Genomic DNA, 15219 nt, shown 5'->3' with positions numbered 1-15219 from the left:
GCTCATGCCACCTGTGGTGAGGCCCTGAGCAACAATGTTTCGACATCGACACCCTGCGGCAATGCGCCATACACGCGCCCGCCAGAGGCTATCCGCCCTGCAATGAAACCATCGCTGACCGCGGCATTGCCCGCTTCCAGCAACAGCTTGCCCTGCAAGGCGACAGCGATGTCCTCGGTCAGTTGTCGGGCGCGGTACTGAATGTCGCGGGTGTCCTGAAACGCACTTTTCAACCTGGCGATATGCGCTGCCAGATGCCGATCACCGTGCCCGTCACCCAGTTCGTCGAACAGCGCATCGAGCGCGCCGGGCTCTTTTGACAGAGTCCGCAGCACGTCCAGGCATTGCACGTTGCCGGAGCCTTCCCATGTGGAATTGACCGGTGCCTCGCGGTACAGCCGAGGCAGGATGCTGTCCTCGACATAGCCGGCACCGCCCAGGCACTCGGCGGCTTCATTGATCATGGCCGGGGCGCGCTTGCAGATCCAGTATTTGCCCACCGCCGTGACCAGCCGCACGAAACGTCTCTCGTGGTCATCATCCAGATGATCCAGCGCACGCCCCATGCGCAGGGTCAGGGCCAGCGCGGCTTCGCTTTCCAGCGCCAGGTCAGCCAGGACGTTCTGCATCAACGGCTGCTCGGCCAGCAACCGGCCACCGACCGACCGGTGCGCGCAATGATGCGTAGCCTGCGTCAGCGCCTGACGCATCAAGGCGCTGGAGCCGATCATGCAGTCGAAACGGGTCATGCCGACCATTTCGATGATGGTCGGCACGCCGCGCCCCTCTTCACCGACCATCCACGCCAGCGCGCCACGAAACTCGACTTCACTCGACGCATTGGACCAGTTGCCGAGCTTGTTCTTCAGCCGCTGGATGTAGAACTCGTTGCGGGTATCGTCAGGCCGATGGCGCGGCAGCAGAAAACAGCTGAGCCCTTTTTCGGTCTGCGCCAGGGTCAGGAACGCGTCGCACATCGGTGCCGAGCAGAACCACTTGTGCCCGACCAGCTCATACGCCCGTCCGGGGCCGCCTGCGCCCACCGGGACCGCGCGTGTGGTATTGGCGCGCACGTCGGTGCCGCCCTGCTTTTCGGTCATGGCCATGCCGATGGTCACGCCGCGCTTGTGCGCAACGCCCACATTGCGCGGATCGTAATGCGTAGACAGCACTTTCGGCAGCCAGATTTCAGCCAGATCCGGCTGTAGCCTGAGTGCAGGAACGCTGGCGAAGGTCATGGTCAGCGGACAACCGCTGCCGGGCTCTGCCTGCGTATGCAGATAACTCATGGCCGCACGCGCCACATGAGCGCCGGGCTGGGGATCGGTCCAGGGCAGCGACGCAATGCCATGCTCGATGGCCGTGTTCATCAGTTGGTGATACGCCGGGTGAAACTCGACCAGATCGATGCGGTGTCCGTAGCGGTCATGGCTGGCAAACACCGGCTTGTTCTGGTTGGCCAGAAAGCCCGCCTCCATCAACGGTCCGCCTGCCAGTGCGCCGTAGGCATCTATGCGCGGCTGCGCCCAGCCCGCACCGAATCGCTGGCTCCATTCCTGGAGCGGTACATCGATGCGGTAGAGGTTTACCCCGTCCAGAGGCGGAGGTTGATTGGTGACTTCGTGGGTTTCGGCAAACTGATTCAGGTTCATGAGTCATCCTGCATGCACGCGCAACGTGTAGACAGTGAATCATGCACCCGGCACTTGCAAAAGTGTCGTAGCCGCCGAAATGTCGGTGCCTTTTGCTCGTGCCGCTTTGCAGAGGCGGCCTATATACCCCACTGGGCCTTGAGTTGCGGGGCCTTGCGCACGGCGCCCGGAACGACCATCAGCATCGGAACGCTCAGCGTAAAGCAGCTGCCCTTGCCTGGCTCGGAACGATGACTCAGCTCGCCACCCTGCAACTCAACCAGTTTCCGGCAGATCGCCAGACCGATGCCCAATCCACCGTATTCGCGGGTCATGGAGCCATCCACCTGAAAGAAGTGTTGATACAACTGGGCTTCGTCCAACCGGCTGAAACCAATACCGCTGTCCATCACCTCCACTCGCAGGTACATGCGCTCCAGGTCCTGTGGATGACCGCTGAAGCGCACTTGCACTGCGCCCTTGCGCGTGAATTTGATCGCATTGTCCATCAGACACTCGATGCACTGGTAGAGCTTGCCGACGTCGCCACGCAAGCCTGGCGGGAGCTTATCGTCCAGATCAAACGTCAGGATCAACCCCTTTGACTGAGCCGCACCGCTGAAGCGCTCGCGCAACCTCTCCGCCAGATCCTCAGGCGAAAAAACGTCGCAGTCGGCATACAGCACACCGGCCTGCAGCTCGGTAAGGGTCAGAATGCCGTTGATCATGCTCATCATGTCCCGCGCGGAGCTGGTGGCTGTCTGCTGATACATCTCCACTTCGTCGTCCATGTCGAGCGTCTGCATCACCTCCAGCGACCCGATCACGCCGTTCATCGGCGTGCGCAGCTCATGGGTAAGCGTGGCCAGGAACTCATCCTTCAGCCGGTTGCTGTTGGCCAGTTGCTGGTTGAGACGCTCCAGGTCCTGACCCGCTGCCAGCAGCGTTCGCGCCTGTTGGCAACGGGCATGGTTGATGCGGTCGGCGAGTGCCATGGAAAGGAACGCCATTTCCAGTACCGTGCCGATGTGCGAGGCGTACATGGTCAGGAACGTGTTGGGCAGATAGCCAAGCAGCATCAGCCCGAAGATCAGCCCGCTGACCATGAAAACCGACCAGGCCAGCACGAAATAGCGCCCCACCCGCTCGCCTTTCATGACCGCGACAATGCCCGCCAGGTATATCGTCAATGCTCCGGCCATGACCAGTTGAGTGGCTGCCCGCAACGCGGGTCCGTATCCCAGAAACAGGGCCATGCTCATCACCAGCACCGCAGCGCCTATGATCATCAGCAACAAGCGATCAAGCCAGCGCCCCAACTGCGCCGTGCCCAGAAAGCTGCGCGAGAACTGGCACGCAAACAATGTGGCCAGGGACATCAGGAAGGGGGTCGACGCATTTGCCCACCAAGGACTGTCGGGCCACAGGTATTCGATGGCGACGCCATTGATCGACATCTGGTAAAGCCCGAACGAGGCGACATACAGCAGGTAATACAGGTAATCCACCTCGCGAACGCTGAGGTAGATGAACAGGTTATAGACCAGCATGCCCAGCAAAACACCGTAGATCAGACCGAAGACATACACCTTGGTCGGCTGCGCTTCGAGATAGGCGTGCGTAGACCAGAGATTGAGCGGTGCCTGGACCGACCCCTCGCTGCGTAGGCGCATGTACAGGGTTCGCGTCTGGCCCGGCGGCAGATCCAGCTGGAAAAGGTAGTTGTTCTGAGCGAACTGGCGGCTGGAGAACGGCAGCATGTCGCCGGTCTGCCAGGCCAGTGTGGGTTGCCCATCGGCATCCGGCGCATAGAAATCAACGTGATCCATCGGCGGATAGGCCAGTTCCAGCAGCCAGTCGTTATGGATGTCGGCATCGACGGGACGGTAGGCAAGCTCGACTTTCAGCCAGAACGCGGAGCGGGAATAACCGGCATTGAAGGTTCCGGCAGGCACAGGCCGAAAGGCGCTGGCCCCGGCTGCGGAGCTGACGCTTTCAATGGTCGCCTCGCCGGTCGGGTCTTCGAACACCTGAATGGCACGGCCCAACGGCAGAAAACGAGTGTTTTCATCAAACTCGACTGCATGACCCTGCAACGGCAGCCAAAGAGCCAGAATGATCAACAGATAGCGCATTGAAGCCCCAAGGTAGGTCGTCGCGTTCAATCCATCCATTGATGACGACGCCCCGCAAATTTCTGTCCTTGAAACAGGCTAATGATTCAAACAGACCATTGAACGTGGAGATACACCGGCAGGCATCGGTATGAAAACCGATGCAGACCGTCGGTAATCGGTCTGACCACACAAGCATAGCCGCTAATAGCTTAAAGACAGTATCGCGATAAAAATCAAGGCAATAGCTCTATATCGGTCGTTTCAGGACAAACATGAGATTTTTTTGCAGTTCCGTCGGGCCTGCGGGAGTCGCCGATTGCACCTCATCAACAAGAAAAACCCGGCACCCCGAGCGGCCCGCGAAAGGTTTAGTGATAAGCTCGCGCACCATGAATATCTATAGCTCCCGCCCCGTTGTCCTTTGCCTCTCCGGCCACGACCCTAGTGGCGGTGCCGGTATGCAGGCCGATATAGAAGCCCTGCTCGCCCAAGGCTGCCACGCCGCTCCGGTCATTACCGCGCTCACTGTGCAAGACACTGTGAATGTCAGGGATTTCCGCGTGCTGGATCGCGAATGGGTGATGGCACAAGCCAACGCAGTCCTCAATGATTCGAGCGTAGCAGCCGTCAAGCTCGGCATGCTGGGTTCGCTTGAAATGGTCGATACGGTGGTCGACCTGCTCCTTGCTCACCCGCATTTGCCAATGGTCTGTGACCCGGTATTGCGTGCCGGCGGTGGCGGAAGGCTGGGCAAGGATGAAGTCGGCTACGCCATGCGCGAACGCCTGCTGCCACTGTCCACCATTGCGACCCCCAATCTTCCGGAAGCACGCATTCTGGCGGAACTGCCTGAGGGTACTGCGGACGAATGCGCCGACAAGCTACTGCCGTTTTGTGAATACCTGCTGATCACTGGCGGTCATGGTGATGAACAACAAATCCATAATCGCCTGTATGTGCGCGGCGGTCAGACCCATACCTTTGTGTGCGAACGCTTACCCGGTAGCTACCACGGTTCAGGCTGCACGCTGGCCAGCGCACTGGCCGGGCGTATTGCCCAGGGGGAGGAACGGGTCAGCGCTGTAAAGTCGGCGCTGGATTACACCTGGCGAACACTGAGGGATGCCGAACAGCTGGGCCGGGGGCAATTTGTGCCTCGTCGGCTGCCGCTGGATTTTTGCTCGTAACACTTCGCATGAGGCTCGATTCATGAAACTACGTGGCCTGTATGCCATTACCGACAGCCAGTTGCTGTCCGGCAAATTTCTTTCCTATGTCGAAGCTGCGCTGGATGGCGGCGTGACGCTGCTGCAATACCGCGACAAAACCAGCGACGAGTCCCGTCGTCTGCGCGAAGCCACCGAACTGCTCAAACTCTGTGAACGCTACAAGACGCGGCTGATCATCAACGATGACGCCGAACTGGCGGCGCGTCTGGGCGTAGGTGTGCATCTTGGGCAGACCGACGGTTCATTGCCCGATGCCCGCGCCCTGCTGGGGCACAAGGCGATTGTCGGTGCCACCTGTCACGGCAGCCTGGCGCTGGCGGAGCAGGCCAAGGCTGACGGCGCAACCTATGTAGCGTTTGGCAGATTTTTCAACTCCCTGACAAAGCCCGGCGCGCCCGCAGTGCCGCTGGACCTGATCGCCCAGGTTCGCGCCAGGGTTCACTTGCCGATTGCGGTGATCGGCGGCGTCACTCTGGAAAACGCCCCGCAGTTGGTGGAGCACGGCGCTGATCTGCTGGCCGTGGTACACGGCCTGTTCGGCGCTGAAACCGCGCAGGAAGTGACCCGCAGGGCGAAAGCGTTTACGGCATTGCTGTAGAGCAGCCACGCAGATCGCCGATGACGGTCAATCCGCCTGCGAGCAAGTCCGTGGGTCCTCATCCGCAGCCGTGCAGCATTTGATATAGTGCGGGTTCCTGCGCCTGCTCTGGCTCATGCCACCCAACAAAGCAGCCTGGTATAAAGCTGCCCGCCTCGGCTGACCCCAGCGTAGACACGAATTCCCCGTTTCAAAGCAGAGACCCGATCATGTCCCGTTCCGAAACACTGTTCGCCAACGCCCAAAAACACATTCCCGGTGGTGTCAATTCGCCGGTTCGCGCTTTCAAGAGCGTCGGTGGTACGCCGTTGTTCTTCAAGCACGCTGCGGGCGCTTACGTGACTGATGAAGACGACAAGCGCTATGTAGATTACGTCGGTTCATGGGGGCCGATGATTCTTGGCCACAGCCACCCTGAAGTGCTCGACGCCGTGCGCAGCCAGCTCGAACACGGTCTTTCATATGGTGCCCCGACCGCCATGGAAACCCAAATGGCCGATCTGGTCTGCGAACTGGTACCGTCCATGGAAATGGTCCGCATGGTCAGCTCGGGCACCGAAGCGACCATGAGCGCGATCCGTCTGGCCCGAGGCTTCACCGGCCGCGACAGCATCATCAAATTCGAAGGTTGCTACCACGGCCACTCCGACAGCCTGCTGGTCAAGGCCGGCTCCGGCGCACTCACGCTGGGCGTGCCCAGCTCGCCCGGCGTACCGGCGGCGTTTGCGAAACACACACTCACCGTGCCTTTCAACAACCTCGACGCAGTGCGTGACCTGCTGGCCGAAGTGGGTCAGGAAGTGGCATGCATCATCGTCGAGCCGGTGGCCGGCAACATGAATTGTGTCCCGCCTGCGCCTGGCTACCTGCAAGGGCTGCGGGCCCTGTGCGACGAACATGGCGTGGTGCTGATTTTCGACGAAGTGATGACCGGTTTTCGCGTAGCCCTTGGCGGTGCACAGGCTTACTACGATGTGAAGCCCGACCTGAGCACCTTTGGCAAGATCATCGGCGGCGGCATGCCGGTTGGCTGCTTTGGCGGCAAGCGCGAAATCATGTCGCACATCGCGCCGCTCGGCCCGGTCTATCAGGCGGGCACCCTGTCGGGTAACCCGCTGGCGATGGCTGCCGGCCTGACCACCCTGCGTCTGATCAGCCGCCCGGGCTTCCATGATGAACTGAGCGACTACACCCGTCGCCTGCTCGAAGGCCTGCAACAACGGGCCGACGCTGCGGGTATTGCGTTCGTGACCACCCAGGCGGGCGGCATGTTCGGCCTGTACTTCAGCGAAGCACCTGAAATCGTGACATTCGAAGACGTGATGACCAGCGATGCCGAGCGCTTCAAGCGTTTCTTCCACCTGATGCTGGAGGGCGGCGTATACCTCGCGCCGAGCGCATTCGAAGCTGGCTTCACTTCCATCGCCCACGGCGAAGCCGAATTGAAACTGACACTGGATGCCGCAGAAAAAGCGTTTGCTGCGCTGAAATAAGCTCGTCAGACTCACTTGCGCAAGGTGTCATTGAACCGGCGCAAGTGATGTCTGTGAATGAAACGGAACGTTAAGTCCGTATTTTGCTTCTACAATGCAGTGCGAACGCTGCAGATACAGGCCACTGGAAGTTTTGTTTCGGGTAATGCTCCCGTAAAGAAGGGCGTTTTCAAGCCGTGCAGCAGAAAATCCGTAAAGACTTTGTAAGGTTGGCTCTGCTTATTTCATAATGCGCAGCCAGCACGTTTAGCTGGTCGGGCATGCCCGCACCTTTTCAGAGGTAAGTCGACTCCCATGAACCGCACCGGCCGCACCCTTGTATTGGGCTGCCTGTTGCTTGTCTATCCCCTGCTGGCGACTGCCGGCGGCAACTCGTTGTTAATCCCGGCGATGGGTCGTTGCACCCTCAATACCCAGCCAGAGAACCTGCCCGCTGCGCTCGAAGCCTGCCAGCAGGCTGCCAAGGGTGGGGATGCGCAGGCGCAGTACGAGTTGGGTGAGTTCTATTACGAGGGCAGAAATGCACCTCGCGATTTGCCGCAGGCGCTGAATTACTTCGAGCAGGCCTCATTGCAGGGCCATGCCCAGGCGCAGTACCAACTGGGCTTGATGTTCAGCCGTGGCGAAGGGGTGCAGGCCAATAACATTCAGGCGTATATCGTACTGAAGATGGCTGCGGTCAATGGTTCGGAAGACGCGCTGGACGCTGCCGACGAGGTCTCGGCAAAGATGCAGCGCGACGAGCTTGAAGTTGCCACCCAGGTGTTGGGGCAGATCTTCCGCAAATACCTGCTTGAACTGCAGACCGCTGAAGGTCGCAGTCCTTTCTCTCCGCTGCCCTGATCGGGAACACCTCAGGGCAAACGCGATTCAGGCTTACTTTTCCGGCATCGGCATGGGGAACGGCATCACGTTGCTGGAACCGCGTGCTTCGCTGATCTTCGGCGTGCCTATACGCTCGACCTCATCGATGCGCACGATCGAATGCATCGGCACGAAGCTGCGCACTACGCCTTCGAACTGGGCCTTGAGCTTCTCTTCGCTCGGGTCCACTACAACCGTCGTGCGTTCGCCGAAGACGAATTCTTCAACTTCCAGAAAGCCCCACAGATCACTTTGATAGATCTGCTTGGCGTACATCTCGAACACCTGTCCCTGGTTGAGGAAAATCACCTTGTAGATTGGAGCTTCGCGTTTGGTCATAACGGGCGGGTAACGATCAGAGATGAAAAAGGGGCACGGACTATAGCATGTCCATCAGACAGCCAACGCTAGGAACCGGAGCGCTTCATCCTTATAATGCTCGGTTCACTGAATCGGTTGATGATCACGCATGGCCAAGAAGCTTTATATCGAAACCCACGGTTGCCAGATGAACGAGTACGACAGCTCGCGAATGGTCGACCTGCTGGGCGAACATCAGGCTCTGGAAGTCACCGCTCGTGCGGAAGACGCCGACGTGATCCTGCTCAATACCTGCTCGATTCGCGAGCGCGCCCAGGACCGGGTGTATTCCCAGCTCGGCCGCTGGCGTGAGCTGAAGCTGGCCAACCCCGAGATGGTGATCGCCGTCGGCGGCTGCGTGGCCAGTCAGGAAGGCGCAGCCATTCGTGACCGCGCACCGTACGTGGACGTGGTATTCGGCCCGCAGACCCTGCACCGCCTGCCGGAAATGATCGACGCCGCACGTGTCACCCGCCTGCCGCAGGTCGATGTCTCGTTCCCCGAAATCGAAAAATTCGACCATTTGCCCGAGCCGCGCGTCGATGGCCCGAGCGCTTATGTGTCGGTGATGGAAGGCTGCAGCAAATATTGCACGTTCTGCGTGGTGCCCTATACGCGTGGCGAAGAAGTCAGCCGCCCGTTCGACGACGTGCTGAGCGAAGTCATCCACCTGGCCGAAAACGGCGTGCGCGAAGTCACCTTGCTGGGTCAGAACGTCAATGGCTATCGGGGCACCACCCACGACGGCCGGGTTGCCGATCTGGCAGATCTGATCAGAGTGGTTGCCGCGGTCGATGGCATAGACCGTATTCGCTATACCACTTCGCACCCGCTGGAGTTTTCAGACAGCCTTATTCAGGCCCACGCGGAAGTCCCGGAACTGGTCAAACACCTGCATTTGCCGGTTCAGTCGGGCTCTGACCGCATTCTGGCGGCCATGAAACGCAACCACACCACGCTGGAATACAAGTCTCGCTTGCGCAAACTCAGGGCAGCGGTACCGGGGATCAGCATCAGCTCGGACTTTATCGTTGGCTTCCCCGGCGAAACCGAAAAAGATTTCGACAACACCATGAAGCTGATTAAAGACGTGGGCTTCGACTTCTCGTTCTCGTTCGTCTACAGCCCGCGCCCGGGTACGCCTGCCGCAGACCTGAAGGACGACACTCCGGAAGCCCTGAAAAAAGAGCGCCTGGCTGCGCTTCAGCATCGCCTGAACCAGCAGGGTTTCGAGATCAGCCGCCAGATGGTGGGCAGTGTTCAGCGCATCCTGGTGACCGATTATTCGAAGAAAGACCCCGGCGAACTGCAGGGCCGCACCGAGAACAACCGGATTGTCAATTTCCGCTGCAACAATCCCAAATTGATCGGGCAGTTTGCCGACGTACATATCGACGATGCGCAGCCTCACTCATTGCGTGGCTCGCTGCTACAGTAAATCTTGAGCGTCGCCGCAGAAACGAATCGCCGAATGAATTCGGTTCTGCGCGGTCCCTACCATTGAGCACGGTGAACCCCTGACGCAGCCTTTAACGAGGCAAAGCTTTCGCACAACCACCGCCAGGGGTATTCTTCAATACATCTCAATTGCCGCCGGACGGCCATTAACGACCTTGAACGCACCCATAGAACCTCATCGCTTCACCCTCGAGCCTTTCGAGGCCCATCGTTTCGCCAATCTGTGCGGGCAACTCGACGAGCATTTGCGCCTGATCGAACAACGCCTGGACATCGAGATCCGCAACCGCGGCAATCAGTTCGAGCTTATTGGCGACTCAAAACAAAATCACTCCGCCGAGAATCTTCTGCGTCGTCTGTACCGGGAAACCAAAGGTACCGAGCTGACGCCGGACATGGTTCACCTGTTCCTTCAGGAATCAGGCGTGGACGGCCTGGACAACCACCCTGCCGCCGAAGTCGGCGTGTCGCTGCGCACGAAAAAGGGCATGATTCGCCCGCGCGGCCTGAATCAGCAGCGTTACGTCAAGGAAGTCCTCAGCAACGACATCAACTTCGGCATCGGCCCGGCGGGTACTGGCAAGACATACCTGGCGGTCGCCTGCGCAGTGGATGCACTGGAGCGCGAGCAGATTCGTCGCATCCTGCTGGTGCGCCCGGCCGTCGAGGCAGGCGAGAAGCTCGGTTTCCTGCCCGGTGATCTGGCGCAGAAGATCGACCCGTACCTGCGCCCGCTGTATGACGCGCTGTACGAGATGCTCGGTTTCGAATACGTCGCCAAGCTGATCGAGAAGCAGGTCATTGAAGTGGCACCGCTGGCTTACATGCGCGGACGCACCCTTAATAACAGCTTCATCATTCTCGACGAAAGTCAGAACACCACCGTCGAGCAGATGAAAATGTTTCTGACCCGAATCGGCTTCGGCTCCACCGCCGTGATCACTGGCGACATCACTCAGGTCGACCTGCCCAAAGGCACGCGCTCGGGCCTGACGCATGTCATCGATGTGCTCAAGGACGTGCCGGGCATCAGCTTCACGCACTTCAAACCCAAGGACGTGGTGCGCCACCCGCTGGTACAGCGCATTGTCGAGGCCTACGAGCGCTTCGACGACCGCCTCAGCGATGGCCCGTCGGGCAACAACAGTTACCCACGGGACAAGAACCGCGATGCTTGAGCTGGACCTGCAGATTGCAAGCAAAACAGACGCCCCCAGCGAAGCCCGGTTCCGCCTTTGGTGTGAACTGGGCCTGCGCCAGCGCAGTGCCGATTCCGAGCTGACTATCCGTCTTGTCGACGAAGCCGAAGGGCGTGAGCTCAATCACACCTGGCGACACAAGAATTACGCAACCAATGTGCTTTCATTCCCGGCGGATGTTCCAGACGACATGCTGGACATCCCGTTGCTGGGCGATCTGGTCATCTGCGTTCCGGTTGTCAACCGCGAAGCCGCTGAACAGGGCAAGCCCGTCGACGCACACTGGGCACACATGGTCATTCATGGCTGCCTTCATCTGCTGGGTTACGACCACATCGATGATGAAGAAGCCGAAGAAATGGAAGCACTGGAACGAACGTTGCTTGAGGAGCTGGGTTACCCCGATCCTTATGCCGACGACGAAAGTGCCGACCTTCCCCATTCAGACACACCAAGCAAGGACCACGAGTAAGGGCTATGAGCGAAGACCGATCGAGCAACGGGCAAAAGTCATGGTTGGGTAAACTGACCCAGGCCTTTGTCCATGAGCCGAAAAACCGCCAGGAGCTGCTTGAGCTGCTGCGCGAAGCCCACCAGAACAAACTGCTGGACAGCGAAGCGCTGGCCATCGTCGAGGGAGCCATTCAGGTGGCTGACCTGCAAGTGCGCGACATCATGGTGCCGCGCTCGCAGATGATCAGCATCAAGGCGACCCAGACACCGCGTGAATTCCTGCCTGCGGTCATCGATGCTGCGCATTCACGCTACCCGGTGATCGGCGAGAGCCACGATGACGTGCTCGGCGTGCTACTGGCCAAGGATCTGCTGCCGCTGATCCTCAAGGCCGACGGCGACACCGACGATGTCAAGAAACTGCTGCGTCCGGCCACGTTCGTGCCCGAATCCAAACGCCTCAACGTGCTGCTGCGCGAGTTTCGCGCCAACCACAACCACATGGCCATCGTCATTGACGAATACGGCGGCGTGGCAGGTCTGGTGACCATCGAAGACGTGCTGGAACAGATCGTCGGCGATATCGAAGATGAGCATGATGTCGAGGAAGACAGCTACATCAAACCGCTGCCCAGCGGTGACTTCCTGGTCAAGGCCCTCACCCCGGTCGAGAACTTCAACGAATTCTTCGACAGTGCGTTCTCCGATGACGAGTTCGATACCGTGGGCGGCCTGGTGATGAATGCCTTTGGCCATCTGCCCAAGCGTAACGAAATCACCGAAATCGGTGCCTATCGTTTCCGCATCCTGAGCGCTGACAGCCGCCGCATTCATTTGCTGCGCGTGACCCCCATTTCACGTCCGTAAACACTTGATGCTGCTTTAAGGAATCTACATGCGCTGGATAACCCGCCCCGGCTGGCCCGGTAACCTGCTGGCCCTGGCGGCTGGCGGGCTCACGACCCTCGCCCTGGCACCCTTCGACCTCTGGCCTCTGGTGCTGGTGGCGGTGGCGATGTTTTATCTGGGGCTGCGCGAGCTCAGCCCGCGCCAGGCACTGGCCCGCGGCTGGTGCTACGGGTTCGGCCTGTATGGCGCTGGCACCAGCTGGATCTACGTCAGTATCCATACCTACGGCGGTGCTTCTGCGCTGCTGGCCGGGCTGCTGATGCTGCTGTTCATCGCGGCTATCGCGCTGTTCTTCGCCCTGCCCGCCTGGGTCTGGGCGCGCTGGCTTCGTCGCAATGAGGCACCGCTGGCCGACGCGCTGGCGTTTGCGGCGCTATGGCTCTGGCAGGAGGCGTTTCGCGGCTGGTTCCTTACCGGCTTTCCGTGGCTGTATTCCGGCTACAGCCAGCTTGACGGACCGCTTGCCGGGCTCGCACCCGTCGGTGGCGTATGGCTGATCTCGTTTTCGCTGGGCCTGACTGCTGCACTGCTGTGCAACCTGCACCGCTTGCGGGCACGCAAATCGTTTCTGGCCATGGGCGTGCTGTTGTTGCTGGCCCCCTGGATTGCAGGCCTGGCGCTCAAGGATCATGCCTGGACCTCACCGTCCGGCGCGCCGCTGAAAGTCGCGGCGATGCAAGGCAACATCGAACAGAGCATGAAATGGGACCCGCAAAAGCTCAACGATCAGCTTGCACTGTATCGTGACATGACCTTCCGTTCGCAGCAGGCGGACCTGATCGTCTGGCCGGAAACCGCCGTACCAGTGCTCAAGGAAAGCGCAGAAGGTTATCTGTCGATGATGGGCAAGTTTGCGTCGGACCGCGGCGCTGCACTGATCACGGGCGTGCCGGTGCGTGAGCCGACCGGGCGCGGCGAGTATCGCTACTACAATGGCATTACGGTTACCGGTCAGGGCGATGGCACCTACTACAAGCAAAAGCTCGTTCCGTTCGGTGAGTACGTACCGCTGCAGGACCTGTTACGCGGGCTGATCTCGTTTTTCGACCTGCCGATGTCGGACTTCGCGCGCGGCCCGAACGATCAGGCACTGTTGCAGGCCAAGGGTTATCACATTGCACCGTTCATCTGCTACGAAGTCGTCTATCCGGAGTTCGCCGCAGGCCTGTCGGCGCAAAGCGACCTGTTACTGACGGTCAGCAACGATACCTGGTTCGGCACCTCGATTGGTCCACTGCAACACTTGCAGATGGCGCAGATGCGCGCTCTGGAAGCCGGCCGCTGGATGATCCGGGCAACCAACAATGGCGTGACTGCGCTGATCGATCCGTTCGGCAGAATTACCGTACAGATTCCGCAGTTCGAACGCGGCGTGCTGTATGGCGAAGTGGTTCCGATGCAAGAACTCACACCTTACCTGCGCTGGCGTTCGTGGCCACTGGCGATTGTCTGCCTGCTGCTGTTCGGCTGGGCATTGATGGCTGCACGGATTTCCAAGACCGTCTGATTGCAGGAAGCCGGTTTCGCCCGCAGCCAGGCGGGACCGGCACCAGAATCAGCGGCTTTCCGGATAGATCCACGGATAAATCAGCAAGCCTGCCGCTTCGTTAAGCAACACACCGCTCTGCGTGAACACCCGGCTTTCCGGCAGCCAGCCGCCAAAAGGCCGGGCGTTATCGACGCCAAGGAAGCCGACCGGCGCACTTACCACGGTGAAGCCCGCCTGCTCGAAACTCCAGCGTGCTCTTGGCATATGCCAGGCCTGGGTGACCAGCACCACGCGCTTGATGCCTTGCGATTGCAGAACCGCAGCGGTCATTGTCGCGTTTTCCCACGTGGTACGGCTTCGCCCTTCCTGCCAGCGCACTGTCACACCAAAATCATCCTGCAGCGACTGCGCCATGATCGACGCCTCGCTGGGCAGCTGATCAAAGTGCAAACCACCGCTCGTCAGTATGGGCAGCCCGGACGCCTTCGACAACCGTGCCGCCAGACGCAGTCGTTCCAGGCCCAGGCCGGTCGGGGTGTCTGCGCCCCAGGTCGGAGAATTGCGCTCACGCCCGTTGCCCAGCACCACAATCGCGTCAGCCTGCTGCGCCAGCGTCTCCCACTGCTGCTGCGGCAAGGGCGGGACCTGCTCCATTTTACGAGCAGCATACTCCACGGCCACTGGCAGGCTCATAAGCCACAGGCCGCCCAGACCGATGGCAAAACATACCGTCGCCAGGCGTGGGGAGGATCGACGCAACCACCAGCCAAGAATCAGCAGGACGAATAGAATGCCGGGCGGCAAAAGGAGGGTTTTGAGCAGGTAACGCAAAGGCATCGGAACATCTCCATGGATGTCCGCAGCCTAGAATGTTTGAAGTCAGACGACAATGTTCCTGGACAATGTGCGCAGCAGAGGGCAGAAGTGCATGGCCAGCGATGCAAAGCCCGTCAGCTTGCGCGCAGGCGAGCCTTCAGACCAGACCCAATGACCTAACTGTTGCGCCCCATACGGGTCGACGCCCTGCCTCGTCGCCTGTCTTTCAGCCAGATGATTGTGGCTGACGCCCTGGACGGCCGGCCGTGCTCCGGCGGGACGATAACGCGGTCGCTGGTAACGACATCTGTGGCTCCAGCGCCTTTCTCCAGATAGGCCTCTATCAATAGAAACTCGGCACTGCTCAACCCCTTGAGTTCAAGCTCGGCAGGCGACTCGTTTCGGAGCCGGACCGATGTACTCGCCGTCTCGAGCGCCAGCCCGAGGCGGTCGATCAGACGCTCATACAGTTCGCATAGGCTTACAACATGCTGCAACTCTGTCATCCGCTCACCTCATCGAAGATAATCATCACCCTCGCGATTGAGCTTAGCGCTGCTGCACAAACCGGCATGGAACTGCGACCAACGGCCAGACAGGGTT

Annotated in this window: 14 protein-coding genes; 9 read left to right on the top strand and 5 right to left on the bottom strand. The window is 59.9% G+C overall.

Annotated features, from left to right (window positions below; translation table 11 throughout):
* Positions 1-2: 2 nt before the first annotated feature.
* Both ALO80_RS01580 and ALO80_RS01575 read right to left on the bottom strand, forming a co-directional pair.
* Complete coding sequence (locus ALO80_RS01580) at positions 3-1652, bottom strand: acyl-CoA dehydrogenase family protein (protein ID WP_055007684.1); 1650 nt, start codon at positions 1650-1652, stop codon at positions 3-5.
* 119 nt (positions 1653-1771) lie between these two features.
* Positions 1772-3766, bottom strand: coding sequence for a sensor histidine kinase (locus tag ALO80_RS01575; protein ID WP_055007683.1), 1995 nt, complete (start codon positions 3764-3766; stop codon positions 1772-1774).
* Between the two features lie 371 nt (positions 3767-4137).
* Between ALO80_RS01575 and ALO80_RS01570 the strand changes: the two genes are divergently transcribed.
* The 4 genes from ALO80_RS01570 (at position 4138) to ALO80_RS01555 (ending at position 7911) form a co-directional block, all read left to right on the top strand.
* A complete protein-coding gene (locus ALO80_RS01570) occupies positions 4138-4935 on the top strand; it encodes a hydroxymethylpyrimidine/phosphomethylpyrimidine kinase (RefSeq protein WP_055007682.1) in 798 nt (265 codons plus the stop codon).
* 22 nt (positions 4936-4957) lie between these two features.
* A complete protein-coding gene (thiE, locus tag ALO80_RS01565; protein ID WP_054986537.1) occupies positions 4958-5575 on the top strand; it encodes a thiamine phosphate synthase in 618 nt (205 codons plus the stop codon).
* Between the two features lie 209 nt (positions 5576-5784).
* On the top strand, positions 5785-7068 hold the full coding sequence (gene hemL, locus ALO80_RS01560) for a glutamate-1-semialdehyde 2,1-aminomutase (protein WP_054986538.1): 1284 nt from the start codon (positions 5785-5787) through the stop codon (positions 7066-7068).
* 294 nt (positions 7069-7362) lie between these two features.
* Entirely contained in the window at positions 7363-7911 is a 549-nt protein-coding gene (locus ALO80_RS01555) for a tetratricopeptide repeat protein (RefSeq protein ID WP_055004739.1), read from the top strand.
* 33 nt (positions 7912-7944) lie between these two features.
* Here the strand turns inward: ALO80_RS01555 and ALO80_RS01550 are convergent, their stop codons facing one another.
* Complete coding sequence (locus ALO80_RS01550) at positions 7945-8271, bottom strand: DUF1820 family protein (protein WP_054986540.1); 327 nt, start codon at positions 8269-8271, stop codon at positions 7945-7947.
* A 130-nt stretch (positions 8272-8401) separates the two neighbouring features.
* On the opposite strand from ALO80_RS01550, the gene miaB reads away from it, so the two are divergent.
* The 5 genes from miaB (at position 8402) to lnt (ending at position 13818) form a co-directional block, all read left to right on the top strand.
* Entirely contained in the window at positions 8402-9730 is a 1329-nt protein-coding gene (gene miaB, locus ALO80_RS01545) for a tRNA (N6-isopentenyl adenosine(37)-C2)-methylthiotransferase MiaB (protein ID WP_055007681.1), read from the top strand.
* A gap of 175 nt (positions 9731-9905) precedes the next feature.
* Positions 9906-10928 carry a PhoH family protein gene (locus tag ALO80_RS01540; RefSeq protein WP_054986542.1) on the top strand — a complete coding sequence of 341 codons (1023 nt, stop codon included), beginning with the start codon at positions 9906-9908 and terminating at the stop codon, positions 10926-10928.
* The gene (gene ybeY, locus ALO80_RS01535) at positions 10921-11421 is read left to right on the top strand and encodes an rRNA maturation RNase YbeY (protein WP_054986543.1); all 501 of its coding nucleotides are present in this window, start codon (positions 10921-10923) and stop codon (positions 11419-11421) included. The genes ALO80_RS01540 and ybeY overlap by 8 nt, the downstream gene beginning before the upstream one ends.
* Positions 11422-11426: 5 nt before the next feature.
* Positions 11427-12269, top strand: coding sequence for an HlyC/CorC family transporter (locus ALO80_RS01530; protein WP_054986544.1), 843 nt, complete (start codon positions 11427-11429; stop codon positions 12267-12269).
* 28 nt (positions 12270-12297) lie between these two features.
* Positions 12298-13818, top strand: coding sequence for an apolipoprotein N-acyltransferase (gene lnt / locus ALO80_RS01525; RefSeq protein ID WP_055007680.1), 1521 nt, complete (start codon positions 12298-12300; stop codon positions 13816-13818).
* A gap of 48 nt (positions 13819-13866) precedes the next feature.
* Here lnt and ALO80_RS01520 read toward each other — a convergent pair whose 3' ends face one another.
* Positions 13867-14637: a YdcF family protein gene (locus tag ALO80_RS01520; RefSeq protein ID WP_055007679.1), complete on the bottom strand. Its 771-nt coding sequence runs from the start codon at positions 14635-14637 to the stop codon at positions 13867-13869.
* A 155-nt stretch (positions 14638-14792) separates the two neighbouring features.
* Positions 14793-15122 carry a hypothetical protein gene (locus tag ALO80_RS01515; protein WP_055007678.1) on the bottom strand — a complete coding sequence of 110 codons (330 nt, stop codon included), beginning with the start codon at positions 15120-15122 and terminating at the stop codon, positions 14793-14795.
* Positions 15123-15219: the final 97 nt, after the last annotated feature.

This window comes from Pseudomonas caricapapayae (assembly GCF_001400735.1).
GTDB lineage: Bacteria > Pseudomonadota > Gammaproteobacteria > Pseudomonadales > Pseudomonadaceae > Aquipseudomonas > Aquipseudomonas caricapapayae.
The sequence above is the reverse complement of the archived record's forward strand: the minus strand, read 5'-3'. Positions and strand labels throughout refer to the sequence as shown.

Coding starts and splice junctions, on each gene's coding strand:
- ALO80_RS01580 (WP_055007684.1), bottom strand. CDS start 1,652: ATGAACCTGAATCAGTTTGCCGAAACCCACGAAGTCACCAATCAACCT.
- ALO80_RS01575 (WP_055007683.1), bottom strand. CDS start 3,766: ATGCGCTATCTGTTGATCATTCTGGCTCTTTGGCTGCCGTTGCAGGGT.
- ALO80_RS01570 (WP_055007682.1), top strand. CDS start 4,138: ATGAATATCTATAGCTCCCGCCCCGTTGTCCTTTGCCTCTCCGGCCAC.
- thiE (WP_054986537.1), top strand. CDS start 4,958: ATGAAACTACGTGGCCTGTATGCCATTACCGACAGCCAGTTGCTGTCC.
- hemL (WP_054986538.1), top strand. CDS start 5,785: ATGTCCCGTTCCGAAACACTGTTCGCCAACGCCCAAAAACACATTCCC.
- ALO80_RS01555 (WP_055004739.1), top strand. CDS start 7,363: ATGAACCGCACCGGCCGCACCCTTGTATTGGGCTGCCTGTTGCTTGTC.
- ALO80_RS01550 (WP_054986540.1), bottom strand. CDS start 8,271: ATGACCAAACGCGAAGCTCCAATCTACAAGGTGATTTTCCTCAACCAG.
- miaB (WP_055007681.1), top strand. CDS start 8,402: ATGGCCAAGAAGCTTTATATCGAAACCCACGGTTGCCAGATGAACGAG.
- ybeY (WP_054986543.1), top strand. CDS start 10,921: ATGCTTGAGCTGGACCTGCAGATTGCAAGCAAAACAGACGCCCCCAGC.
- ALO80_RS01530 (WP_054986544.1), top strand. CDS start 11,427: ATGAGCGAAGACCGATCGAGCAACGGGCAAAAGTCATGGTTGGGTAAA.
- lnt (WP_055007680.1), top strand. CDS start 12,298: ATGCGCTGGATAACCCGCCCCGGCTGGCCCGGTAACCTGCTGGCCCTG.
- ALO80_RS01520 (WP_055007679.1), bottom strand. CDS start 14,637: ATGCCTTTGCGTTACCTGCTCAAAACCCTCCTTTTGCCGCCCGGCATT.
- ALO80_RS01515 (WP_055007678.1), bottom strand. CDS start 15,122: ATGACAGAGTTGCAGCATGTTGTAAGCCTATGCGAACTGTATGAGCGT.